This is a genomic window from Patescibacteria group bacterium (assembly GCA_004297215.1).
In the GTDB taxonomy this organism is placed as follows: domain Bacteria; phylum Patescibacteriota; class Patescibacteriia; order UBA9934; family GWF2-40-263; genus 2-01-FULL-63-20.
The window spans coordinates 109,994-132,389 of the sequence record SCUM01000002.1 but is presented as its reverse complement, the minus strand read 5'-3'; the positions used below and the strand labels follow the sequence as shown (position 1 = coordinate 132,389).

The window sequence follows — 22,396 nt, the reverse complement described above, 5'->3', positions numbered from 1 at the left end:
GTGGAGGACGGTTTTTTGGTGGTGACCCCAGCGGGAGTCGAACCCGCATTACCGCCTTGAAAGGGCGATGTCCTAACCGCTAGACGATGGGGCCGGCAATGCGGGGAGAATACGAAGAAAACACCCTTGCGTCAAGCCTCTTGGTATCATAGGATGACGCGTCGATATGCGCATCCTCGGCATCGAGACCAGTTGCGACGAGACCGCGGTCGCCCTCGTGGACAACGAGGACGGCAAGGTTCGCGTCGTCTCAAGCCTCGTCTCTTCGCAAGTCGACATCCACGTGAAGTATGGCGGGGTCGTCCCCGAGGTGGCGGCGCGCAGCCATGTGGACGTCCTGTTCCCGCTCCTTGAGCAGCTGGGCGTGCCGCGCGACGGGAAGGGGATTGACGCGATTGCGGTCACGGCCGGCCCCGGGCTCGTCCCGGCGCTGCGCGTGGGCGTCGAAGCGGCAAAGACGCTCGCCTGGGCGTGGAAAAAGCCTCTGGTGGCCGTGAACCACTTGGAAGGGCATCTGTATAGCGTGTGGCTTCGAGGGGGGGCTGAAATGGATCCGGCGTTTCCCTGCCTTGCGCTGCTCGTCAGCGGCGGACATACGGAACTCATCCTGATGACGGGTCACGGGCAGTACGAGCTGCTCGGCGCCACGCGCGATGATGCGGCCGGCGAGGCGTTTGATAAGGTGGCGAAACTGCTCGGGCTCCCGTATCCGGGCGGGCCGGCGATTTCCAAGCTTGCGAAAGAAGGCGACCCGTCCACCATCGCGTTCCCGCGGCCGATGCTCGAGAGCGGGGACCTGGACTTCAGCTTTTCCGGATTGAAGACGGCCGTTGCCGTCTATCTTGAGCAGCACCCTGACGCGTCGGTCGCTGACGTGTCCGCCTCGTTCCAGGAAGCGGTCGTGGATACGCTTGTGACGAAGACGGTCGCGGCGGTCATGAAACATCATCCGGCGTCCGTCAGCCTCGTCGGCGGCGTGGCCGCCAACGCGTCGTTGCGCGCGCGCCTTGGCGATGCCGTCGCCTCGGCGCGGCCTGACGCGACGTATCATGTTCCCGACCTCGCGTTCACCGGCGACAACGCGGCGATGATCGCGGCCGCCGGGTCGTTCCGCGCGCTCGCCAAGGATTTCACGGACCCGCTCACGCTCGCGGCGGACCCGAACATGCGGTTAGCGAAAAGGGTTTGAAGGGTATGGAAAAGATTTGTCGGACGGCCGATGAGACGAAGCGGGTCGCGAAGGACCTTGCGTTGACGCTCACGGGCGGCGAACTCGTCTTGCTCGACGGCGCGCTCGGGGCCGGCAAGACGACGTTCGTCCAGGGGCTCGCCGAGGCGCTTGGCGCGAAAACGTCCGCCCGTTCGCCAACGTTCACCGTCATGAACATCTATCCGACGGACCATCCGTCCGTGAAGCAGCTCGTCCACCTCGATTTCTATCGCCTTGCGAAGCCCGAAGAGGTGCACGCGCTCGGCCTTGAGGACTGGCTCGGCCGCGCCGACGCGGTGGTGGCCGCCGAGTGGCCGCCCGAGACGCTGCCCGTATCGCCCGGCACGCCGGTCGTCCGCGTGGCGATCCGTGGGACGGGGACGGATCCGCGGGAAATCACCGTCGAAAAGACGACCGCCTGATCGCGGTCGTTTTTCGTTCCCTATCCTTCGCCCACGTTGCGCAGCACCTCTTCGATGGTGGTGAGCCCGTCGAGCGCCTTCAGCATCCCGTCTTGGGGCATCGTCACCATCCCTTGCGTCTTGGCGAGCTCGCGCACCTTGTATTCCGAGAGCGTCTCCGTGAGCGCTTCGCGGATCGTGTCGTCCATCACGAGCACTTCGTAGGCGCCCACGCGACCTTTGAAGCCCGAGCCGTTGCACGCGTCGCACCCCTTGCCGTGGAAGAATTTCCATTGTTCCGGTGGAGGGACGGTTTCTCCGGAAGCGGCCGGGAGGTTCGCGAGGATCCTCTTGGCCGTCTCGATCTGCTCGCTCGGAGGCGTGAACGGCTCCTTGCACGCCTCGTGGATCTTGCGCACCAAGCGTTGGCCGATGATGGCGTTGAGCGCCGGGGCGATGAGGAACGGCTTCACGCCCATGGAGATGAAACGGGGGAGCGCGCCGGAGGCGTCGTTGGTGTGCAGGGTGGAGAGCATCAGGTGGCCGGTGAGCGCGGCATTGATCGCCACCTCGGCCGTCTCGAGGTCGCGGATTTCGCCCACCATCACCACGTCGGGGTCCTGGCGCAGGATGCTTCGCAGCCCCGAGGCGAAGGTGTAGTTCTTCGACTGGTCGATCTGCGACTGGTTGATCCCCTCGAGCTTGTATTCGATCGGGTCCTCGAGCGTGATGATCTTCACGTCCGCGGTGTTGAGCTTGCGCAGGATGGCGTAGAGCGTGGTGGTCTTGCCGCTTCCGGTGGGGCCCGTGGTGATCACCATGCCGTGCGGCTTCCCGATCTCGCGCTCGAGCTTGGCGCCCACCGGCGCGCGGAACCCGAGCGCGGCGAAATCGACCGCGATGGAGGTGGGCTTCAGCAGGCGCATCACGACCGATTCCCCCCAATTGGTGGGGATGCTCGATACGCGCACGTCCGTGTCGCCCCCCTTGAGGAAGATGGTGAAACGTCCGTCCTGGGGCCGTTCGGTGACGTTGATCTTGAGCCCGCTCACCAGCTTCACGCGCGCGATGAGCTTCTTCCACATCTCGTGCGGGAGCGTGGCCACGTCCTGCAGCTCGCCGTCGATGCGCAGGCGCACGGCCACGCCCTTCTCCTCCGCCTCGATGTGCACGTCGCTCGTGCCGAACGCGAACGCCGCGGCCATCACGATCGTAAGCACGTCGGTGACCGAGGCCTTCCCGAGCACGCGCGCGATGTCGGCATAGCCCTTGAGCTCGGACTGGAACCGCGCCAGCTCCTCATCCGTCACTTTCACCCCCTTCACGATGGCGCGCACCTTGGGGAGCGCGTCGTAGAGCTTGTCGGCCATGCGGAAGCTCTCCTCGGAGATGAGATAGAGGCCGCCCTTGGCGTCGAGGCGTTCCTCAAGCTGATAGAGCAGTTCCTTCACGGCCGGGTCCTCGGGGGTGACGCTCGCGAGGCGCACGTCGGCGCCCGTATACAGGAAGCAGATGGCCTTGAGGGCGCTGGCCTGTTCGCGCGGGATCAGGGAGATCGCCTCCGGGGAGATGGGGAACCCTTTCAGGTTCACATAGGGGATGCCGGTCGCCGCCGCAGTTTTCTGCGTTTCCTCTTCCTTTTCCCGCAGGCGGATCTCATGCATCTTCTCCTCGAATTTCCCCTCTACGACGCCACCGGCGGCCGTGGCGGCCCCGGTCTTCTTCAGCAGGGATTCGATGCTTTGTGTCTCCATAACAACAAAAGGCTTCAGGCCTCAGGCGGACAAGGCTTCAGGGACTTCCTGCGGCCTTCACGCCTGCGGCCTAATGCCTTGCATTCTATGGCTTTGCTACCACTTCCGCCAGAGCCTCTCGAGTTTCGCGACCAGGGGGGATCGCCTGTTTTCGGCGCGAAGGGAATATCGCAGCCAAACGGCATATTGGAGCGTGGTGGCCGCCCCGATGGCCGCGAAGGCGATCGCGCCCACGACGATGCCGAACGCCACGGTCACGAGGCCGAACAGGACGGGCGAACCCAGATAGAGGGCAAGCGCCACGAGCGCGCCGTAGGGCAAGGAGGCGAGGATGATGGCCGCCCCGCCTATCACCCAAAGGCCGGTGATCGCGAGGTACGCCACGGCGCCCAGCTCAAGCGCGGCGAGCCAGTGGCCGGCAAAGCGGCCCGCAGCGTGCAAGAGGGCATGTGCCGCGCTCCGGTCGTCGCGCACGACGTCAATCACCGCGAGCGCCGTGACGAGGTTCGCGATGATGGACAGCGGGAAGGCGATCAGGAAGCAGGCGACGAACAGGAGCCCGTCCGCGTATGTGCCGCGCGCGACGACGAGGACGAGCGGGAGGGACGCCATGAGCAGGAGCACCCCCTGGGCGGCTTTGCCGGCGAGGGTGAGGCACACCAGGCGCCAGAAGAATGGCCGGCCCTCGCGCATGTGGTGATGGAACGGCTGCGGGTCCGTGCAGGCGAGACCCCGGATGAGCGCGGCCTGGGAGAGGAACGCGGCCACGAGCGCGGCGAGGACCAGCACGAACGCGGCGGTCACCGTGAGGGTGACGCGACCGGGCTCGAGCAGCTCCACCTGGCGGATCCACGCGCCGAAGGTGTCGGCCCCGGTGAAGGTATCGTTCACGACGTTCAGCAACAGGTCGCTCCCGTCCTCTACCCGGCGCAGGCCACGCGCGCCCACGTCCACGATCCCGCCGGTAGAAAGGAGGCTCGCGAACAGACCGAAAACCCACAGCGACTTGCGCTCCCACGTGAGGCGAAGGGCCTCGCGCAGCAAGGGGCGATACGTCGGGGTGGGCTTGGCAGCCATAGTCCTCCACTATGGGTCGTCGGTTGGTTAAGCCGCGTTCTGGGCGAACAGCGCTTCGAACTCGTCCTTCTCTATGGTCTCTTTCTTGAGAAGGGTGTCCGCGATCTTGTCGAGACGCCCTTTTTCTTTGGTGAGTATAGCACGCGCGGCCTCCATGGCGCCATGGACGAGCTTTGAGACTTCGGCGTCGATGTGTTCGGCGGTCTTCTCCGAGTAGTTGCGGTTCTCGTGGATGGAACGGCCGAGGAACACCATCTCGTCCGGCTCCCCGTACACGACCGGCCCGAGCGTTTCGCTCATGCCGTAGCGCGTGACGATCTCGCGGGCAAGGCGCGACGCCTTCTTCAGGTCGTCCGACGCGCCGGTCGTGACGTCGCCGAACGTTTCCTTTTCGGCGACGTAGCCTCCGAGGCCCACGGCCAGGTCGGCGATGAATTCCGCGCGGCGCGTGAGGTGGCGGTCTTCGGTGGGAAGCTTCAGGGTGTAGCCGCCTGCCGACCCGCGCGCGATGATGGAGACCTTATGGACCGGATCCGAGTCCGGCGTCATCCGGGCGACCAGCGCATGGCCGGCTTCGTGGTAGGCCACGACCTTCGTTTCCTGGTCGTTGCGGACGCGGCTCTTGCGTTCGGGTCCCAGGATCACCTTTTCGATGGACACGAGCACGTCTTCCTGCGTCACCGTGACCCGGTCGTTGCGGGCCGTGCGGATGGCCGCCTCGTTCAAGAGGTTCATGAGGTCCGCGCCGGAGAACCCGACGGTGCGTTCCGCCACGCGGCGCAGGTCCACGTCGGAGGCGAGCGGCTTGTTCTTGGCGTGTACCGCGAGGATCGCTTCCCGCTCGGCGATGTCCGGCAGGTCGAGCGTCACGCGGCGGTCGAAGCGGCCCGGGCGCAAGAGCGCCGGGTCGAGCACGTCGGGGCGGTTGGTGGCGGCCACCACGATGACGCCGAGGTTGGGGTCGAACCCGTCCATCTCCACCAGGATCTGGTTGAGCGTCTGCTCGCGCTCGTCATGGGAGCCGCCGAGGCCCGCGCCGCGCTGGCGGCCCACGGCGTCGATCTCGTCGATGAACACGATGCACGGCGCGCTCTTCTTGGCCTTCGCGAACAGGTCGCGCACGCGGGAGGCGCCCACGCCCACGAACATCTCCACGAACTCGGAGCCGGAAATGTGGAAGAACGGGACGTCGGCCTCGCCGGAAACGGCGCGGGCGAGCAAGGTCTTCCCCGTGCCCGGGCGGCCCATGAGCAGCACGCCCTTGGGGAGCTTGGCGCCGAGGGCCGCGAACTTGCCCGGGTTCTTGAGGAACTCCACGATCTCGGACAGCTCCTCCTTGGCCTCGCGCGCTCCCGCCACGTCGGCGAAGGTGACGCGGTTCTTGCCTTGCGGGGCCGCTTCGCGCGCGCCGGAGGCGCCGAACGTCATCGCGCGGGTGTTGGCGCCCTGCATCTGGCGCGCCATGAACCAGAACACCACCAGGATCACGATGAGCGGCGGCACGGTGGAAAAGAAGGCGGAAAGGAGCAGGGAACGCCCCGATTCGCTCTTCACGTTCACGTGCGCGGCCTTGAGCTCGTCCGCGGTGACCCCGTAGCGGCTCGCGGCCTCGGCGAACGAGGCGTCGGGCTCCTTGCGGGAAACGACCTTCTTGTCATCCTTGAGCGTGGCGGTCACGTCGTCGCCCGTCACGTCGATGGATTTCACCTCCCCGGCCTGGATGCGCTCGACGAGCGTCCCGAACCCCACCTCCTCGGCACGGTCCGTGCCGAGGGTGTAGGTGGAGAACGCGGCACCGAGCACCGTCACGACCAGGGCGGCGAGCAACAGGTTTTTGACGAGGGGCTTCATGCGATGAGAACTTGAAGAACCAAAACTTGAAGGATCAAATTATTCGGTCGGTTTCTCCTCGGGCTTTGCCGTGAGGGCCTTGATGGAGAGGCCGAGGCGGTGCTCGGCGGGCTCGATGGAGACGATCTTGAAGGTCATCTTGTCGCCGGGCTTCCCGAGCGCGTTGATGTCGGCGACCGGGGTCTCGGACAGCTCGCTCACGTGCGCGAGGCCGTGGATTTCCGGATCCAGCTCCACGAAGAACCCGAACGGGTTCACCTTGAGGACGGTGCCCTCGACGGCGTCGCCCACCTTGTACTTGGCGCCGATGTTCTTCCAGGGGTCCTCGATCAGCTTCTTCATGGACAGGAAGATCTTGCTTCCCTCGATGCCGATGATCTCGGCGTCCACGAGCGCTCCCACCTTGAGCACGTCGCGCGGGTGGTCGATGCGCTGCCAGGCGATCTCGCTGATGTGCACCAGGCCCTCGAGCGCGTCGAAGCGCACGAACGCGCCGAAGTCCGCGAGCGCGGTCACTTCGCCCGTCACCCGGTTGCCCACCTTGAACTTGGCCAGCACGTTCTTCTGCTTCTCCTCCCACACGGCCTTCTCGGAGACGATCAGCTTCTCGTCGGCCTCGTTCACGTCGATCACCTTCACGTCGAGCCCGTTGCCCACGTAGGTCTTGAGCTTCTCGAGGATCTTGTTCTTGTCGCCGCCGGACACGCGCGGGTAGTGCTCCGGGGAGAGCTGGGAGACGGGCAGGAAGCCGGTCACGTGGCCCACCTTCACGAGCAATCCGCCCTTGTTGGCCTCGAGGATGCGGCCTTCCACCGGCTCGCCGGTCGTGAACAGGCGCTTCAGCTCCTCCCACGCCTTCTTCTGGCCGGCGAAGCGGAAGGAAAGCTCGATCTCGCCGTTCTCGTTCTCGAGGTCGATCACCGTGGCCTCCACCTCGGAGCCGACGGCGAGGTTCGCGTAGTCGGACGACTCGGCGAACAGCTCGCGCCCGCGCACGACGCCCGTGAGGATGCCGCCAAGGTCCACCTTCACCTCGCGGCGGCTGGCGGTGACGATCTTGCCCTTCACCACGTCACCGGTGGCGGGAATGTTCAAGTACGGCCCCTCCTCGAGGAGCTTGGCGAGCTCGGGGGACTTGGAGGCGGCGTTCTGCATCGTGGACATAGCGTGTTCCGGGAGGAGCGAAGGCCTCAGGCTTTAGGCGGACAAGGCTTCAGGGAAATACCCTCATGCCTTCTCGCCTGCGGCCTTCATGCCTCTGGTCCCATCGGTGCTAAGAGTTAATAAGTGAGGCGAGTGTAGCGGAAGGGCCGGAATTAGGCAAGAATCAGCCCTCTTTCAGGTGTTTCGCTTGACAGGGCACTCAAAATCGGCTAGCTTAAGATGTTTTTCGCGTGAAAAACCCGATACGGCGGCCCCGTATCCCATTCCTTCACAATCGAGGAGTCGCATGTCACTGTATTTCATCGCTCTCATGCACACGACGTTGCTCCTCCTCATCTGGAGGGACGTGCGAAAGAACCTGCGTCTTCTTGCGGGATACCGGCAGGCGGAGTCGAAGGCGCCTCCGGCGTTCCCGATCGTCCCGAAGCCGCCCGTTCCCGTCCGCTTCACGGCACCCGTCACGGACACGGAGCCGATCGAAGAGGACGGGTTTGACGAAAAGACGCCGCCCTCTCCCGTTCCGTCGCAGATCCGCTTCACGGCGCCCGAGCCGGACATCGCCGCTGACTCGGCGCCCCATGTCGACCCCAAGCCGACGACGGCGCGGGGAGTGAGCGCGCACGCCGAGTCCCAGCCGGATGAGGGATTCGAGGATGTTCCAACCGATCCTGAGATGCAGGCGCTGGATGAGGGATTCGATGTGTCGCTGGACGATGGGTTCGACGACGTCCCCACCGATCCCGCGATCATGATCAGTCAGGTGCTTCCCCCCCGCGTCGCGCCCCCCGTGGCGTCCCGCCTCCCGACCGTTCCGGAGCCCACGAAGAAGGAGCCGGGGAGGACGGTCGCCCCGCCCTCCGTGGCCAGCCCGACGGTCGTGAGCGCGCTCGGGAAGCCTCCCAAGCGGGCGAAGACGCGAACGCCGCCCGTCGCACGCCCATTGATGCTCATGCCAAAGCGGCGCGGCATCTTGTGCGGCGGGGAATGGTACGTCGACAAGGAGCTGTCCGACCTGTTGATCAGGCGGATGCATGCGGCGTTCGCGGCGTGCGCGCCGCAGGCCTTGCGTCAGGGAGAGCGCGGCAGCCTGGAGGCGCTGCGTGCCAAGGTGCCGCCGATCCCGGACATCCCGCTGTCGTGGATGTTGCGGTATCGGTACGTGGCGCTCGTGCTCCCGGACGTCCCGCTTATCGACGCGGCGGTGGCCGCGAAGGCGGACTGGCTGAGCGACATGTGGGAAGACGACCTGGAAGAGGGGTATCCGATGAAGGGGTCGGACCCGTACTGGATCTTCTGTGACGACGGGGGAAATTACCTGGGAGTGGACCCTTCGGTCGCGATCGAGTCGTTGTCGCCGATGGAGGAATCCCTGTTCCCCCGCGAAGGGCTGGCTCTCGCCACGCTGTTCCCGGAGTTGCTCCCGAAGGGCGCGGCGCGCGCGTGGGACCTGCTCGGCGCCCCGGCGCCGGTCGTGATGTACAGGTCCGACGACGGGGACCTCCTGATCCAAGACCGTGATGCGGTGGCACGTCCGAAATGGGGGACGGTGGTCCGTGCCAAGCCGCTGCCGCGCTCGACGCTCGTCGCCGCGTGAGTGTGTCTGGCCGTCCATGGGAACATGGGCGGCTTTTTCATTGGGAAGGGTCTGAAGGGTTGTAAGGGTCGTAAGGGTGGTGGATAATCCTCCTGTCTCCGTTTTTCCCTTCAAACCCTTCCCACCCTTCAAACCAATCCGTTATGTCCCATCCTCACGCCTCGATCCTCAAGGAGTTCCAGATCGCCATCGACCACATCGTCCCCTCCGTCCCGCCGGAGGTGAAGGCGCAGGCGCTCAAGCGGCATGCCGAGCTGCTCGGCAACGAGAACGCCTCCCAGGAGGAAATCGAGGCCGCGCTCGCGCAAACGGGCATGGCCGAGTATCCGCATCGCAAGGCCAGCCAGGAAATGGCCGGGAAGCTCGAGGAGGATACGCGCCTCGCGCTCGTGCTCGAGCATGTGGACGAGAACGTGCGTACGAAGCTCAAGAAGCATCTGGACGCCGGCGTCCCGCTCGTCGAGATCGTCCGAAGCGACCTGTTCGAGACCGAGTTCACGGGCCCGGAGCGCTATCAGGTGGAAGACGGGTTGCTCGACGCGGCCGACCACGTGCGCGAGGAGATGGCGAAGGCGATCGATCCTTTGTCGGAGAAGTACAAGAAGCTGGTGGCGAAGTGGCAGGAGCATGCCGAAGAGATCAAGGCGAAGATCGACGAGCTCGAGGCGCTCGCGGACAAGGACCCCAAATGGAAGGATGAGATCCTCTCAAAGGTGGAGCGTTTTCGCGAAGGGTTTTCGGTCACCGAGCAGGATCCGGAATTGGAGGAAGTGAAGAAGGAAATCGAGTATTGGAAGGACACGTTCGGGGAGGGGTTGTGACGAAAATGAAACTCAAAAAACTCGGGTGGCTTTTGGGGCTGACAGCCGTTTTGGCCTGGTTCGGAACGTATGCGACGTTGGTGGTCGAGCAGCGCGTCGATTCGCAGCATCGATATCCAAAGCCATGTCGTTTTGAATTTTGTGAGGAGGATCAACGACAATGGGGGTGGCCGCTTCCTTTTTATTTTGATGCGGGAGTAAACACGGATTCGTGCATTGGTTGCTTAAGCCTGTTCAATGATAGAAGTAGTCCTCGCAACCAGCTTCTCGATGCGCTCGTACTTTTCTTTCCACTCTATCCAATCGTCCTGATGATATATTGGATGTATAGGTCGGACCAGCGACGCAGCTGAAGTATGTTCATCGCGCATTTGCCTGCCGGCTATTTGCTGACACGTTGGATCCAGGATAGGACAAAGGTTCGTTCGTTCCTTTGGATCGGGTTAGTGGCAAGCATTTTTCCCGACATCGACATCTTATATTTCTATTTTATCGATCATCGTCAAACGCTCCATCATGAATATTGGACGCATGTGCCGATCGTCTGGCTCGCCATTTTGGGGGTCTGTGCCTCGCTCGCCCTCCTCTTGAGGAATCGGAAGGCGATGGTGATTGTTGGCATCGTGTTCTCAAACATAATGCTCCACTTTGTTCTCGACACATTCGTAGGCGGTATCGCTTGGCTATACCCTTTTTCAGACAAGGTGTCTTTTCTCGTAACGGTTCCAGCTACGCAGGCATTCTGGGTATGGAGTTTCTTGCTTCATTGGACGTTCTTGGCGGAAATTGCCATCATTGTGGCCGCCTGCATCAAGTTGAGGAGCGACTGGGTAATGCGGTCCGCAGTGGCCTGACCGCCCGCTAGTTTTCCACAGAACAGGCTTTGACAAAAAGCCGTTTCCGTGATTAAATACACGCAACCTTGCGAGGTCCGAGTCAGGACCCATCGGGGTGGCAACAAGGGACTCCCTTCCGGCTTAAACGGGCCATCGGGGAGTTTTTTGTACGAAAAATCCCGGGCTGGATCAGGGGTCCATGGAGGTAATGGCTAACCTCGCGAGGTTTGCCACCCCGAGATGCGGGTTCGATTCCCGCTGGATCCACCACCTGAGAGGGGGCCGAGCATATGCTCGGGCCCGGGATGCAAAAACCCTCGGTTCGTCCGAGGGTTTTTGCCCTTGTTTCCACACCATCCCCATGGTAAGATTTTGCCTGGAATGACCCTCCGATTCGGTTGAAATATGCAGATTTCCTGGCATGGATTGAGCTGTTTTGAGATCGTCACGAAGACGAGCGTGGGCGAAGTGACCGTCGTGATGGACCCGTACGATCCATCGACGGGTTTGCGTACCCGCAGCATGGAGGCGCACATGGTTACCGTGAGCGGGAAGGGGGCGGATAACACGGCGTCGCTTGGCAACCATCCGTTCGTGGTGGACATGCCGGGCGAGTTCGAGGTGAAAGGGGTGTTCGCGTATTGTACGGCGGCTCCGACGAAGTCCGGGACAACGCTCATCACGCGGCTTGAGAGCGAGGATATGGTCGTGGCGCATCTCGGGAGCCTTGACCGCGAGCTCACCAATGAGGAGCTCGAGAAATTGCAGAAGGTGGACATCCTGATGGTGCCGGTGGGCGCAGGGCGCGTGCTCGACGGCAAGAAGGCGGCCGAGCTGGTGGCGGCCGTCGAACCGCGCGTGGTGATTCCCATGACCTATGCCGTGGACGGCCTCAAGGAGAAGCTCGACGACCTCTCGGTCTTCGTGAAGGCGCTCGGCGCCGCGCGCAAGGAGGAGACCGGCAAGTATAAGGTGACCAAGAAGGACCTCCCGCAGGAGGACATGTTGCTTGTGGTCCTGACGAGATAGGTATGCCTCACCACGTCTACGTCCGCCCCATCCCTGCCAGGACGCGCCGCATCATTGCGGCTTGCGTCGTGCTCGTGTCGGCGGCCATCGCCGTGGGATGGGTCGCGACGGTCGGGCGCTCGCTGCAGGAAGGGTTCGCGGCGGCGCAGGAGGGGCTCGTCCAGGCCTCTAGGGCGGCGCAGGAGATCGCCGACAAGACGGCCGCGGATCGCGAGGCGATGCGCCAGGCGTTCAAGCCGGCTCCGGCGCCAGAGCCGGCGACGACGGAACCTCCGCCGGAAGACGCGCTCCTCCAGAAAGCGGCGCAAGCCATGAAGGATTCCTTGGCGCTCCCGGCGGAAGCCGCGTCGGCACCGACGCATGATTCACCCGCAACGACGACCCCGTAAGCTATGGCCAAGAAGGAAGAACGCGAACTGACGCCGGAGGAAATGAACATCGGCACGATCGCCCCGCAGAACATCGTGTCCGAGATGGAAACGTCGTATCTCGATTACGCCATGAGCGTGATCGTGGGGCGCGCGCTCCCCGACGTGCGCGACGGGCTCAAGCCCGTGCACCGCCGCATCCTGTATTCCATGTGGCAGACCGGGCTGCGTTCCGGCGCCAAGTTCAAGAAGTGCGCCACGGTGGTGGGAGACGTGCTGGGCAAATACCACCCGCACGGGGACTCCGCCGTGTACGAGTCGCTCGTGCGCATGGCGCAGGAGTTCTCCTTGCGCGACCCGCTCGTGAAAGGGCAGGGCAACTTCGGCTCCATCGACGGCGACGGCGCGGCCGCGTACCGCTACACCGAGGCCAAGCTCACCGCGATCGCGGAGGAGCTTTTGGGAGACATCGAGAAGGAGACGGTGGATTTCATGCCGAATTTTGACGGCACGCACAAGGAGCCGCGCGTGCTTCCCGGCAAGCTTCCCAACCTCATCGTGAACGGCACGGTAGGGATCGCCGTGGGCATGGCCTCCAACATCCCGCCGCACAACCTGGGCGAGGTGTGCGACGCCGCGCTCCACCTCATGGAGCATCCGGATTGCGAGGTGGATGACCTGCTCCAATTCGTGAAAGGTCCCGATTTCCCGACCGGCGCCATCGTGTACGGCGGATCGGAACTGAAGGCCGCGTATGCGACCGGCAAAGGCGGGGTGGTGGTGCGCGCGAAGGCCGAGATCGAGGAAGACGCCAAGGGGAATTTCTCCATCATCGTTTCCGAGATCCCGTACCAGGTGAACAAGTCCGCGCTCCTTGAGAAGATCGCCTTCCTCGTGCGCGACAAGAAGCTCGAAGGGATCCGCGACCTGCGCGACGAGAGCAACAAGCAAGGGATCCGTATCGTCGTGGAGCTCAAGAAGGACGCGTATCCCAAGAACGTGCTCAACCGCCTGTACCAGACCACGCCGCTGCAGGAGTCCTTCCATTTCAACATGCTCGCGTTGGTCGATGGGATCCAGCCGCGCATCCTTTCCCTCAAGAACATCCTCGAGGAGTACGTGAAGCACCGCAAAGTCGTCGTCCGCCGACGCACCCAGTTCGACCTCACGCGCGCGCAGGACCGGGCCCACATCCTGGAAGGGCTGAAGATCGCGATGCTCCAGATCGACAAGATCATCGCCACCATCAAGAAGTCCAAGGACAAGGACGAGGCGAAGCTCAACCTCATCAAGCTTTTCCGCCTCACCGACCCGCAATCCGTGGCCATCCTCGAGATGCGCCTGCAACAGCTCGCCAACCTCGAGCGGCTGCGCGTGGAGCAGGAGTACGACGAGAAGACGAAGCTCATCAAGGAGCTCGAGGCGATCCTCAAGAGCGAGAAGCGCATGCTCGGCGTGGTCGCGGAAGAGGTGAAGGGGATCAAGGCCGCTTTCGCCACGCCCCGCCGCACCCAGATCGTGAAGCACGGGGTGAAGGAGTTCTCCATGGAGGACGTGGTGCCCGACAACGCCACGGTCGTGATGATCACCTCCGGCGGATACATCAAGCGCCTGCCGCCCGACACCTTCAAGGTGCAGCTGCGCGGCGGAAAGGGGGTCGCCGGCCTCACCACCAAGGAGGAGGACGAGATCGACCAGATGTTCTCGACGACCGCGCACAAGGACCTGCTGTTCTTCACCACGCGCGGACGCGTGTTCCAGCTCAAGGCCTACGACGTGCCGGAGGCCAGCCGAACGGCCAAGGGCCAGGCGCTCGTGAACTTCCTCTCCCTCGCCCCGGGCGAGAACGTGTCCGCCGCCATGGCCATGGACGGCATGGAAGACATGAAATACATCCTGATGGTCACCAACAAGGGGACGATCAAGAAGACGGAGCTCTCCGCGTACGAGAACGTGCGCAGGAGCGGCCTCATCGCCATCAAGCTGAAGGACGGCGAGAACCTGGAGTGGGTGAAGCCCACCACGGGCAAGGACGACGTGATGCTCGTCACCTCGCACGGGCAGTCCATCCGTTTCTCCGAAAAGAACGTGCGTCCGATGGGACGCGTGGCCGCCGGCGTGCGCGGGCTCAAGCTCAAGGGGAGCGACCTGGTGGTAGGAATGGAAGTGATCGACGAGGGCGCGGCCAAGAAATCCGGGCTGTTGCACCTGCTCGTCATCATGCAAAACGGCTACGGCAAGCAGACCGACGTCACCGAGTACAAGGTGCAGGGGCGCGGCGGCTCGGGCATCAAGACCGCGGCCGTCACGAAGAAGACCGGCCCCATCGTCGCCGCGTGCGTCGTAAGCGCCAAGGACGACCGCGACCTGTTCGTGATCTCGGCCGCCGGCCAGGTGATCCGCTCGCCGCTCTCCTCCGTGGCCGTGCTCGGCCGCTCCACTCAAGGGGTGCGCGTGATGCGCTTCAAGAAGGAGAACGACACGGTGGCCACGAGCACGGTGGTGTAGGCCCTTGACACGTCCGGGGCACGCCGGGCCTAATGGCTGCATCAGGCCCGACCTGTATGCCGGGATCAACCCCAATGCGCCTGGAGGGACTCTCTGAGCGGCTCCATGAGCTGTTCTCGTTGGGGCCGGTCCTTGCGTGCGAACCGGTCCATGGCGGATACACGTGCCAGAACTTCCGGCTGCGAACGAGCGCCGGAAGTTTCTTTTTGAAGCAGTACCAGAACCACCTGCGCCAATGGGTGCCGGACATCAAGTTCGCCGAGCGGTATTTCTCGAGCCACGGGGTGCCGGTCGTGCTCCCCATAAAGGACGCGTTCGGGCGCACGGCGTTCTGGTTCGACAACTACTGGTACAGCCTGTTCCCCTACGTCGAGGAGGCGAAGGCGGATCCCGCCACCATGAGCGACGCGACCGTCGTGTCGCTCGGGGAGACGCTCGCGCAGATCCACCTTTCCGGCCGCGACGTCGCGCGCCGGACGTTCCAGGTGCGATGGATGTGGGACCGCGACGCGTTCGAGCTCGAGTATGCCGAGCTCATGCACGCGCTCAACCGGCGCAAGCCGCTCGGGAGCGTGGAGCGGCGCATGGCCGACGTGCTCGAACGCAAAGCCGCGTTCGTCGCGACCAACACGCTCACCCCGCAGGACTTTCCCCTGTCCCCCTACCATCTCCTGCACGGCGATTTCATCTACACGAACGTGTTCCTCGCCCCGGACGGGCGCGTGAGCCAGGTGTTCGACTTCGAGCGCGTCAGCTTCGGCCCGCGCGCGTTCGAGCTCGCGCGCAGCGTGCTCATCAACTGCTGCGACGACGGGTTGGAGGAACGGAACATCCGCCACGCGCAGCTGTTCCTCGCCGCGTACCGGTCGAAATACCCGATGTCCTTCGAGGAGTTCGTGAACGGGATGCGCATGTTCATGATCGACTGCTTCCACGCCACCTGGCTCGAGCGGCATTACCTGCTGCACGGGCTCACCACCCACATGAAGCTGTTCGAAAGCAACGCCCGGCGCATCGAGACCTTGGGAAGCGACCCGGTGCCGTTCTGCCGGGAGGTCTGGAAGGCCCCGTCTGAGACGAAAACTTGAAGAACCAAATCTTGAAGAACCAAAGGGTGACGGAAAGGTTGAAGGATGAAGGTTGATATTTCATCCTTTATCCCTTCGTCCTTTTCATGGACCTTTGGTCCTTCAAGTTTTCAAGTTTTCAAGTTTTTATAAAGGATGGGTTGACGTACGGGAACGCCTTTGTTACCATCCGCGCATTGATTTTCCCTTCCTATGGGCCTTCCTGGACATCGTCGGACTTCATCGCATAAGCGCCGCCGCGCCGCGCATTTCGCGATGAAGAAGGTGACCCTTGCCACCTGTGCGAATTGCAAGGCGCCCGTGGCCCCGCATCGCGCCTGCAAGGGCTGCGGCAGCTATGGCGGGCGCATCGTCGTCGACAAGACGCGCGCGGCAAAGCGTCTCGTCAAAAAGGCCCGCGCCGCCGCCCCGGCCGCCCAGAAGACGGCCAAGGCCGAGGCCAAGGATGAGCACGAAGGCCACGATCACACGTAACGGAGAGGGCGCTGGTCTGACAGGATCAGCGTCTTTCTGTTACAATCCCCTCATCCTATGTCCAATCGCCATCTCGCGCGGACCATCGCCATGCAGACCCTGTACCAGTGGGATTTCAACGGCAAGCCCATGGAACGCGTGCCGGAGATCATGGCGTTCTGCAAGGGGGAGTTCGCGCCCAACTTCGAGGACGAGGGGTTCATCAGGGAACTGGTGGAAGGGGTGCTCGCGCGCATCGCGGACATCGACGGCATCATCACTTCCTTCGCGCCGGAGTGGCCGGTGGAGACCATCACGGTGGTCGACCGCAACGTCTTGCGCATAGGCGTGTACGAGCTCAAGTTCTCGAAGACGGTGCCGAGCAAGGTGGCGATCAACGAGGCGATCGAGCTTGCCAAGGGGTTCGGCGGCGAAGCGTCGGGACGGTTCGTGAACGGGGTGCTCGGAGCGATCTACAAGGACATGATCGCCAAAGGGGAGATCAAGGAGGTGGATAAGGCGAGTCCGGTGAAGCCCGCCGCCGCTCCTGATGGAGCTATGGCGGGTGGTCAGGAAAAGTAATGGACGACTGGATGAGACTATGGCTGAACTTGAAAAGCTCGAACGAGCCTTGGGCGTGACGTTCAAGGACAAGGACACGTTGCGCCAAGCGCTGGTTCACCGCAGTTACCTGAACGAGCATCCGGATTTCCCGATCGGGCAGAACGAACGCCTGGAGTTCTTGGGCGATGCCGTGCTCGAGCTGGTCGTCACGGAATACCTGTACGCCAATTACGAGAACCCCGAAGGGGAGCTCACCAACTGGCGCGCGGCGCTCGTGAACGCCGACATGCTTTCCGGCATTTGCGCGCGCCTGGGCGTGGAGGAGCACCTGTTCCTCTCGCGCGGCGAAAGCAAGGACGCGGGCAGCAAGGCGCGGCGCTACATCCTGGCGAACGCCTTCGAGGCGCTCATCGGCGCCATCTACCTCGACCATGGCTGGGAGTCGGCCAAGACGTTCGTCACCAAGACGGTGCTTTCCGAGCTCCCCAACATCCTGGAGCACCGCCTGTACGTCGACCCCAAGAGCCGGTTCCAGGAGGCCGCGCAGGAAAAGCTGGGCGTCACGCCCAACTATAAGGTGATTTCCGAGGCGGGACCCGACCACGCCAAGAACTTCGAGGTGGGCGTGTTCGTGGGGAAAGACCTGATCGCCTCCGGCATGGGCACGAGCAAGCAAGAAGCCCAAGTCGCCGCGGCCGAGGCGGCCATCAAGGCGAAAGGGTGGTAAGATGGGACCGATATGGGGATGGAGGCTCTCCTCAAGGAGGCGGTCAAGCGGAAAGCGTCGGACGTGCATCTTGCGGCGGGGCACCCGCCGATGTTGCGCGTGGACGGGGAATTGGTGCCGCTCAAGGCTCCGGAGCTCACGGGCAAGGCGGTGGAGACGCTCGCGCGCGAGATCGCGGGCGAGGCGCATTGGAAGCGGTTCACGGCCTCCCACGAGGAGGATTTCGCGTTTGACACCGCGCAGGCGCGCTTCCGCGTGAACCTGCACGTGGAGCAGGGGCGTCCGGCCTTCGCCGCGCGGCTCATCCCACACGAGATCCCGAGCTACGAGGAGCTGGGATTGCCCGAGAGCATCCAGGCGTTCACGGACCTTCCCAACGGGCTGGTCATCATCACGGGGCCGGCCGGCACGGGCAAGTCCACCACGCTCGCCTCCATGCTGCAGGACATCAACGAGCGCCGCGGGGGCCACATCGTCACGCTGGAGGACCCGATCGAATACGTCTTCCCGCAGGGGAAAGGGCTCGTGAAGCAGCGTGAGGTGGGGACCGACACCGCGAGCTTCGCCGAGGCGCTCCGGCGCGCCTTACGCCAGGATCCGGACGTGATCATGGTGGGCGAGATGCGCGATCCCGAGACGATCGCCGCGGCGCTCACGTTGGCCGAGACCGGGCACCTCGTCTTCTCCACGCTGCACACCTCGTCGGCGGCGCAGGCCGTCCATCGCATCGTGGACAGCTTTTCCGGCCCGCAGCAGGAACAGGTGCGCCAGCAGCTTTCGCTCTCCTTGCGCGCCGTGGTGGCCCAGACGCTGTTGCCGGCCAAGAAGGGCGGGCTCGTGGCCGCGCGCGAGATCCTGGTCAACAATGCGGCCGTAAGCAACCTCATCAGGGAGAACAAGGTCGAGCAGATCGCCTCGGCCATCCAGACCGGCCGCGCGGACGGGATGATTTCCATGGAAAAGGCGCTCGGAGACCTCGTGGACGAGGGGCTCGTGGAGGAGGAAGCCGTCGCGCCGTACCTCGGGACGGGCGACCGGACGCGCCGCCGGCGCTGAATCCCAAGGGAAAGACTCCCGCCCAAGAGGGCGGGAGTCTTCAGTCGAAGGTCGCGACGCGTTTCCACGACCCGATGCCCACGCCCTGCGGGTCGTCGACCTGGATCTCGATGCGGTAGGTTTCCTGGTCGGCGGTCGCCTCCGCCTGCAGGCGCAAGGGCGGCCCGGCGATGACAGGCCGGATCGTGCAGGGGAGCCCGCCGATCGTCACGGTCTCGTTCCCGGCGTAGGAAGGGCTCTGTTGGAGCTCGTAGAGCGCCACTTCGGCGCACGCCTCGGCCAGGCGTTGCGCCGCGCGCGAGCGTTCGGTCACGGGGCCGCGGGTGCCGCCGCGCGCGAGCGCGAGCGCCACGGCCGCGGACACGGTGATGAGCGTGACCGACACCACGAGCACGTTCATGAGCATCACGTAGCCGTCCTGCCTAGTCATAGCGCAAGGTGACGATGACCGAAGAGGTGAGCGCGGCGGGGATCGGGATTGCCCCTCGCGAGAGCGAGAGGGTGACGCGTACGGACGCGGGCGATCCGGCCAGGCGTTCGGCCGTGAACGCCGTGACCGTGACGTCCTCCGGGGTCACCGGCTGCGCTTCCTGCGCGCCCAGCTGCAGCATGAGCCGCCCGGCGGAGACGAAGAAGGTCACGGGCGCGTCGGAGGGATCCGGGGCGTCCATGGAAAGGGTCTCGCTCGTGCCGCTGCCCGGCGTGGTGACGGCACCCGCCTCTTCGAGGCGTTCCTGCACGCGGTCGAGCGCGAACGACATGGCCTCGCGCAGGTCGAGCGCGCCCCGCACGTCTTGGCTGGTCTCAAGCCCGGATCGGAACAGGCTCGCGAGCGCGAACAGCGAAGCCGAGGCGATGGCCACGTAGAGGAGGACGCCGATGAGGGAATACCCCCCGTTTTTCGTGGAGGCCTTCATATCAGGGCCCGGGGCCGATGATGCGCAGCGCGTCGTTGCTGCGCACGGCCACGTATACGAGGCCGTTGGCGATGTCCACGCCCGTTGCCACCTGCGGGAAGTTGAGGTTGGAATACTGCCCGATCGCCTCCAGGTCCTCGATGTCGAGGATCATGAACTCCTGCGTGGAGTTGTTGGTGCCGATGAACAGGAGGTTCCCGGTCAGGCAGGCCATGTCGCGCACTTCGCCGCCGGTGCCGGTGGCCGAGAGCATCTGCATGGCGAGCGGGTCGGAGGCGTCCACGGTGACGAATTGGCTCGCCGCGTTGCCGATGAACAGGGTGCCGGGCGGTTCGTAGGCCACGCTGAAGTCCGGGCTGCCGTCCGGGAGGTCGTAGGTGGCGGCCCAGGCCGGCACGAGCGGGTCCGTGATGTCGAACACGGTCACGTCCTCGGTTTCGGAGTCGCTCACGGCGAACAGGTACTGTTCGCTGTTGGCGAAGTCGTTCACCGCGTCGGCCACCTGGAACGACGCGAGGCCCGACGGGGAGGCCGGGTTCGCCACGTCGTAGAACACCACCTCGGAGGCGGAGCTCAAGGCACGGCCCACGACCAGGAGGTCGCCTACCGCGTGCACGGTGATGGCGTCGGCGTCGCCGGAAAGGTTGAGCGTGGCGATGAGCGCGGTCGTGGCTGGCGTCGCGGTATCGAACACCATCAGCTCCTTGGCGTCGTTGCTGGATGCGGCGTAGAGGGAATCGCCGGAGAGCGAGAGGGCGTTGATCCCGTCCGAGCCGATGTCGAGGGACTTGATGAGCTGGGGAGAGGCCGGGTTCGACACGTCGTAGACGAACAGGTCGGGCTTGTTCGCGCTCGACGCCACGCCGCTCACGAACGCGTACGGGTAGCGCACCACCACGTCCGTCCCGGCGTTGCCCGGACCCAGGTCCGCGCTCCCGATCGAGACCGGATGCGTCCAGTCGCCGGTGGCGAGCGTATCGTAGCAGTTGCTGCCCGTTGGCGTGTCGGCGAGCCGCCAGTCCGTGAGGCGCGTCACGCCGGAGAGCGAAAGAGGGCGGCCGGAGACGGGCGTCCAGGATACGGACACGGTGACGTCCTTCATGCCCGCTCCGGCGTCGGCGACCGTCACGGCGCGGTGGAAGCGGCCGTCGGTCACGTCTTCCGTGCCCGCGAACGACCAGATCCCCATGGAAAGCGCGAGCCCGTGCGGGCCGTCGGCAAGCAGGTCGAAATCCTGGTCGCGGACCTGGCGCGCGGCCTCGAACCCTTCCTGCAGGAGCGCGTTCGCGCGCGCGCGCATCCCCGCGACGCGGCTCTCGAACGCGGCGGTCGAAAGCAGCACGGCGCTCGCCGTGGCGAAGATGCCCAGCAAGGCGAGGGCCACCAACACCTCAATCGCTGATTGGCCGCGGCGTGAGCGTGATGAGTCCATAGGCGGAAACGGCGACGTCGACGGTCAGATGCGGGTCGGAGAAGGTGAAGGTGGCGGGGGAGGCGGGCGCGACGCCGCCTTTGGGGAAGACGGCCTCGTCCGCGCCTTCGATCGCGATCGCGGCAGGCAAGGCGGTGGTGACATCGCTCGCGCTCGCGCGCGCGGCGTAGGAGTCGCCCGTGAAGCGCACCACGCGGTCCGGGAACGCCTTCACCCCGTGCGCGGCGTCGCCCAGCTGGGCGCGTGCCTCGCCCTGGGCCGCGCGCAGCTCGGAGAGGAGCGTCTCGGCGCTCGCGCGCACGTACCGCCCGCGCAGATAGCGCGCGGAAAGGATCCCGCCGCCGCCCACGAGCGCAAGCAGCAGGGCGACCGTGATCATCGTCTCCACCAGGCTGAATCCCTTCGGCATACTATACCGAGCCCGGCTGCACGCCTTTGGTGATCTCGTAGATGGGGGAGATGATGGCCACGGCGATGAACCCCACCACGGCGCCGATCACCACCATGAGCAGGGGCTCGAGCACGGTGGTGAGCGCCTTCACCTGCTCGTCCACCTCCTTCTCGGAGAACTGCGCGATGAACAGGAAGCTGTCGTCGAGCTTGCCGGTCTCCTCGCCCACGCTGATCATCTGGGTCACGAACGGCGGGAACAGCTCCCGGTGCTTGGCGAGGTAGGTGCCGATGCTGGCCCCTTCCTGGAGGCCGTCGGAGATGCGCGCGAGCGCGTCCTGGTACGTGAGGTTGGTCATGGTGGAGCTCGCGATGCGGAACGCCTCCACGATGGTGATGCCGGACTTGGTGAGCGTGCCGGTGACGCTCGCGAACTGGGTGATCTGCACGCGCTTGATCAGGAGCCCGAGCACCGGCACGAGCAAGAGCGCGCGGTCCGCGGCCCGGCGCACGGAGCGCACGCGCAGCAGCAGCGCGCAGCCCACGGCGAACGCCACGGCAAGGGCCGAGAGGAGGATGGCGTTCTCCAGCGCGAAGGCGGACAGGTACAGCACGGCGCGCGTGGCGAAGGGGAGCTCCACGTCGAGCGAGGCGAACAGCGGGGTGATCTGCGGGAGCAGGAAGAACACCAGGTACGCGCCCACCGCGCCGGTGACCAACAGGACGATGACCGGATAGAGCATGGCGGAACGCACCTTGCCCTTGAGGTCGTTGCTTTTTTCCAGCTGCTCGGCGATGCGGTAGAGCGAGCCGGGGAGCGTGCCGGAGTTCTCGCCCACCTCCACGAGCCCGGTGTGCAGCGGCTCGAAGATCTTTGGCATCTTGCGCAGGCTCATGGACAGGAACTCGCCGGAGGCCACGTCGTTGAGCAGGATGTGCAGCACGCGGTGCATCACCACGTTGCGCGCCTGGTTGTGGATGGCGATGAGCGCCTTCTCGAGCGGGATCCCGGCCTCGGTCATCACGGCCAGGTACTTGAAGAAGGAGATCTTGTCCTTCACGGACAGCCGCGCGAACAGCGGCATCCGGGTGCTCCAATGCCCCGGCTCTTCCCTGAGGTCCACGTCCAGCCGCTTTTTTCTCCCAACGGCCATAG

At 64.6% G+C, this 22,396-nt stretch carries 22 protein-coding genes and 2 tRNA genes; 14 read left to right on the top strand and 10 right to left on the bottom strand.

Annotated features, from left to right (window positions below; genetic code table 11):
- Nucleotides 1-19: 19 nt before the first annotated feature.
- Nucleotides 20-94, bottom strand: a tRNA-Glu gene (locus EPO34_04880).
- Nucleotides 95-166: 72 nt separating this feature from the next.
- Here EPO34_04880 and tsaD point away from each other — a divergent pair.
- Both tsaD and tsaE read left to right on the top strand, forming a co-directional pair.
- Complete coding sequence (tsaD, locus tag EPO34_04875; GenBank protein TAK03365.1) at nucleotides 167-1,189, top strand: tRNA (adenosine(37)-N6)-threonylcarbamoyltransferase complex transferase subunit TsaD; 1,023 nt, start codon at nucleotides 167-169, stop codon at nucleotides 1,187-1,189.
- 5 nt (nucleotides 1,190-1,194) lie between these two features.
- Nucleotides 1,195-1,632, top strand: a complete 438-nt coding sequence (gene tsaE / locus EPO34_04870) for a tRNA (adenosine(37)-N6)-threonylcarbamoyltransferase complex ATPase subunit type 1 TsaE (protein ID TAK03364.1) — start codon at nucleotides 1,195-1,197, stop codon at nucleotides 1,630-1,632.
- Between the two features lie 20 nt (nucleotides 1,633-1,652).
- Here tsaE and EPO34_04865 read toward each other — a convergent pair whose 3' ends face one another.
- From EPO34_04865 to EPO34_04850, 4 genes are all read right to left on the bottom strand, one after another.
- Entirely contained in the window at nucleotides 1,653-3,365 is a 1,713-nt protein-coding gene (locus EPO34_04865) for a type II/IV secretion system protein (protein ID TAK03363.1), read from the bottom strand.
- 96 nt (nucleotides 3,366-3,461) lie between these two features.
- The gene (locus tag EPO34_04860) at nucleotides 3,462-4,442 is read right to left on the bottom strand and encodes a hypothetical protein (GenBank protein ID TAK03362.1); all 981 of its coding nucleotides are present in this window, start codon (nucleotides 4,440-4,442) and stop codon (nucleotides 3,462-3,464) included.
- Nucleotides 4,443-4,469: 27 nt separating this feature from the next.
- Entirely contained in the window at nucleotides 4,470-6,293 is a 1,824-nt protein-coding gene (locus EPO34_04855) for an ATP-dependent metallopeptidase FtsH/Yme1/Tma family protein (GenBank protein ID TAK03361.1), read from the bottom strand.
- A 39-nt stretch (nucleotides 6,294-6,332) separates the two neighbouring features.
- A complete protein-coding gene (locus tag EPO34_04850; protein ID TAK03360.1) occupies nucleotides 6,333-7,457 on the bottom strand; it encodes a S1 RNA-binding domain-containing protein in 1,125 nt (374 codons plus the stop codon).
- 286 nt (nucleotides 7,458-7,743) lie between these two features.
- On the opposite strand from EPO34_04850, the gene EPO34_04845 reads away from it, so the two are divergent.
- The 12 genes from EPO34_04845 to EPO34_04790 all read left to right on the top strand — a co-directional run bounded on the left by EPO34_04845 (nucleotide 7,744) and on the right by EPO34_04790 (nucleotide 18,501).
- On the top strand, nucleotides 7,744-9,051 hold the full coding sequence (locus EPO34_04845; GenBank protein TAK03359.1) for a hypothetical protein: 1,308 nt from the start codon (nucleotides 7,744-7,746) through the stop codon (nucleotides 9,049-9,051).
- Between the two features lie 143 nt (nucleotides 9,052-9,194).
- Nucleotides 9,195-9,872, top strand: coding sequence for a hypothetical protein (locus EPO34_04840; protein TAK03358.1), 678 nt, complete (start codon nucleotides 9,195-9,197; stop codon nucleotides 9,870-9,872).
- 356 nt (nucleotides 9,873-10,228) lie between these two features.
- On the top strand, nucleotides 10,229-10,726 hold the full coding sequence (locus tag EPO34_04835) for a metal-dependent hydrolase (protein ID TAK03357.1): 498 nt from the start codon (nucleotides 10,229-10,231) through the stop codon (nucleotides 10,724-10,726).
- A 175-nt stretch (nucleotides 10,727-10,901) separates the two neighbouring features.
- Nucleotides 10,902-10,978, top strand: a tRNA-Ala gene (locus EPO34_04830).
- A 135-nt stretch (nucleotides 10,979-11,113) separates the two neighbouring features.
- Nucleotides 11,114-11,737 carry a hypothetical protein gene (locus tag EPO34_04825; protein ID TAK03356.1) on the top strand — a complete coding sequence of 208 codons (624 nt, stop codon included), beginning with the start codon at nucleotides 11,114-11,116 and terminating at the stop codon, nucleotides 11,735-11,737.
- 2 nt (nucleotides 11,738-11,739) lie between these two features.
- The gene (locus EPO34_04820) at nucleotides 11,740-12,126 is read left to right on the top strand and encodes a hypothetical protein (protein TAK03355.1); all 387 of its coding nucleotides are present in this window, start codon (nucleotides 11,740-11,742) and stop codon (nucleotides 12,124-12,126) included.
- 3 nt (nucleotides 12,127-12,129) lie between these two features.
- A complete protein-coding gene (gene gyrA, locus EPO34_04815; protein TAK03354.1) occupies nucleotides 12,130-14,613 on the top strand; it encodes a DNA gyrase subunit A in 2,484 nt (827 codons plus the stop codon).
- Nucleotides 14,614-14,645: 32 nt separating this feature from the next.
- Nucleotides 14,646-15,701 (top strand): hypothetical protein, encoded by a 1,056-nt coding sequence (locus EPO34_04810; GenBank protein ID TAK03353.1) that lies wholly within the window; start codon nucleotides 14,646-14,648, stop codon nucleotides 15,699-15,701.
- 192 nt (nucleotides 15,702-15,893) lie between these two features.
- Complete coding sequence (locus EPO34_04805; protein TAK03352.1) at nucleotides 15,894-16,175, top strand: 50S ribosomal protein L32; 282 nt, start codon at nucleotides 15,894-15,896, stop codon at nucleotides 16,173-16,175.
- 57 nt (nucleotides 16,176-16,232) lie between these two features.
- Nucleotides 16,233-16,736 carry a transcription antitermination factor NusB gene (gene nusB, locus EPO34_04800; GenBank protein ID TAK03351.1) on the top strand — a complete coding sequence of 168 codons (504 nt, stop codon included), beginning with the start codon at nucleotides 16,233-16,235 and terminating at the stop codon, nucleotides 16,734-16,736.
- Nucleotides 16,737-16,755: 19 nt separating this feature from the next.
- On the top strand, nucleotides 16,756-17,445 hold the full coding sequence (gene rnc, locus EPO34_04795) for a ribonuclease III (GenBank protein ID TAK03350.1): 690 nt from the start codon (nucleotides 16,756-16,758) through the stop codon (nucleotides 17,443-17,445).
- Between the two features lie 12 nt (nucleotides 17,446-17,457).
- Nucleotides 17,458-18,501 carry a type IV pilus twitching motility protein PilT gene (locus EPO34_04790; GenBank protein TAK03349.1) on the top strand — a complete coding sequence of 348 codons (1,044 nt, stop codon included), beginning with the start codon at nucleotides 17,458-17,460 and terminating at the stop codon, nucleotides 18,499-18,501.
- Between the two features lie 40 nt (nucleotides 18,502-18,541).
- On the opposite strand, the gene EPO34_04785 is transcribed toward EPO34_04790, so the two are convergent.
- The 5 genes from EPO34_04785 to EPO34_04765 are packed head-to-tail and all read right to left on the bottom strand — an operon-like array spanning nucleotide 18,542 to nucleotide 22,394.
- A complete protein-coding gene (locus EPO34_04785; GenBank protein TAK03348.1) occupies nucleotides 18,542-18,931 on the bottom strand; it encodes a hypothetical protein in 390 nt (129 codons plus the stop codon).
- Entirely contained in the window at nucleotides 18,924-19,418 is a 495-nt protein-coding gene (locus tag EPO34_04780; protein ID TAK03347.1) for a hypothetical protein, read from the bottom strand. The genes EPO34_04785 and EPO34_04780 overlap by 8 nt, the downstream gene beginning before the upstream one ends.
- A gap of 1 nt (nucleotide 19,419) precedes the next feature.
- Entirely contained in the window at nucleotides 19,420-20,850 is a 1,431-nt protein-coding gene (locus EPO34_04775) for a prepilin-type N-terminal cleavage/methylation domain-containing protein (GenBank protein TAK03370.1), read from the bottom strand.
- Nucleotides 20,810-21,259 carry a prepilin-type N-terminal cleavage/methylation domain-containing protein gene (locus tag EPO34_04770; protein ID TAK03346.1) on the bottom strand — a complete coding sequence of 150 codons (450 nt, stop codon included), beginning with the start codon at nucleotides 21,257-21,259 and terminating at the stop codon, nucleotides 20,810-20,812. Before EPO34_04770 ends, EPO34_04775 begins: the two co-directional genes overlap by 41 nt.
- A 1-nt stretch (nucleotide 21,260) precedes the next feature.
- The gene (locus tag EPO34_04765; protein ID TAK03345.1) at nucleotides 21,261-22,394 is read right to left on the bottom strand and encodes a type II secretion system F family protein; all 1,134 of its coding nucleotides are present in this window, start codon (nucleotides 22,392-22,394) and stop codon (nucleotides 21,261-21,263) included.
- Nucleotides 22,395-22,396: the final 2 nt, after the last annotated feature.

Excerpts from the sequence above, each read along its gene's own strand:
- EPO34_04825 (TAK03356.1), top strand. The coding sequence starts at position 11,114 with ATGCAGATTTCCTGGCATGGATTGAGCTGTTTTGAGATCGTCACGAAG.
- EPO34_04840 (TAK03358.1), top strand. The coding sequence starts at position 9,195 with ATGTCCCATCCTCACGCCTCGATCCTCAAGGAGTTCCAGATCGCCATC.
- EPO34_04845 (TAK03359.1), top strand. The coding sequence starts at position 7,744 with ATGTCACTGTATTTCATCGCTCTCATGCACACGACGTTGCTCCTCCTC.
- EPO34_04810 (TAK03353.1), top strand. The coding sequence starts at position 14,646 with ATGGCTGCATCAGGCCCGACCTGTATGCCGGGATCAACCCCAATGCGC.
- EPO34_04790 (TAK03349.1), top strand. The coding sequence starts at position 17,458 with ATGGGGATGGAGGCTCTCCTCAAGGAGGCGGTCAAGCGGAAAGCGTCG.
- EPO34_04780 (TAK03347.1), bottom strand. The coding sequence starts at position 19,418 with ATGAAGGCCTCCACGAAAAACGGGGGGTATTCCCTCATCGGCGTCCTC.
- EPO34_04835 (TAK03357.1), top strand. The coding sequence starts at position 10,229 with ATGTTCATCGCGCATTTGCCTGCCGGCTATTTGCTGACACGTTGGATC.
- EPO34_04855 (TAK03361.1), bottom strand. The coding sequence starts at position 6,293 with ATGAAGCCCCTCGTCAAAAACCTGTTGCTCGCCGCCCTGGTCGTGACG.
- tsaE (TAK03364.1), top strand. The coding sequence starts at position 1,195 with ATGGAAAAGATTTGTCGGACGGCCGATGAGACGAAGCGGGTCGCGAAG.
- EPO34_04765 (TAK03345.1), bottom strand. The coding sequence starts at position 22,394 with ATGGCCGTTGGGAGAAAAAAGCGGCTGGACGTGGACCTCAGGGAAGAG.
- EPO34_04785 (TAK03348.1), bottom strand. The coding sequence starts at position 18,931 with ATGACTAGGCAGGACGGCTACGTGATGCTCATGAACGTGCTCGTGGTG.
- EPO34_04865 (TAK03363.1), bottom strand. The coding sequence starts at position 3,365 with ATGGAGACACAAAGCATCGAATCCCTGCTGAAGAAGACCGGGGCCGCC.
- EPO34_04770 (TAK03346.1), bottom strand. The coding sequence starts at position 21,259 with ATGCCGAAGGGATTCAGCCTGGTGGAGACGATGATCACGGTCGCCCTG.
- EPO34_04860 (TAK03362.1), bottom strand. The coding sequence starts at position 4,442 with ATGGCTGCCAAGCCCACCCCGACGTATCGCCCCTTGCTGCGCGAGGCC.
- EPO34_04775 (TAK03370.1), bottom strand. The coding sequence starts at position 20,850 with ATGGACTCATCACGCTCACGCCGCGGCCAATCAGCGATTGAGGTGTTG.
- EPO34_04805 (TAK03352.1), top strand. The coding sequence starts at position 15,894 with ATGGGCCTTCCTGGACATCGTCGGACTTCATCGCATAAGCGCCGCCGC.
- EPO34_04820 (TAK03355.1), top strand. The coding sequence starts at position 11,740 with ATGCCTCACCACGTCTACGTCCGCCCCATCCCTGCCAGGACGCGCCGC.
- gyrA (TAK03354.1), top strand. The coding sequence starts at position 12,130 with ATGGCCAAGAAGGAAGAACGCGAACTGACGCCGGAGGAAATGAACATC.
- EPO34_04850 (TAK03360.1), bottom strand. The coding sequence starts at position 7,457 with ATGTCCACGATGCAGAACGCCGCCTCCAAGTCCCCCGAGCTCGCCAAG.
- rnc (TAK03350.1), top strand. The coding sequence starts at position 16,756 with ATGGCTGAACTTGAAAAGCTCGAACGAGCCTTGGGCGTGACGTTCAAG.
- tsaD (TAK03365.1), top strand. The coding sequence starts at position 167 with ATGCGCATCCTCGGCATCGAGACCAGTTGCGACGAGACCGCGGTCGCC.
- nusB (TAK03351.1), top strand. The coding sequence starts at position 16,233 with ATGTCCAATCGCCATCTCGCGCGGACCATCGCCATGCAGACCCTGTAC.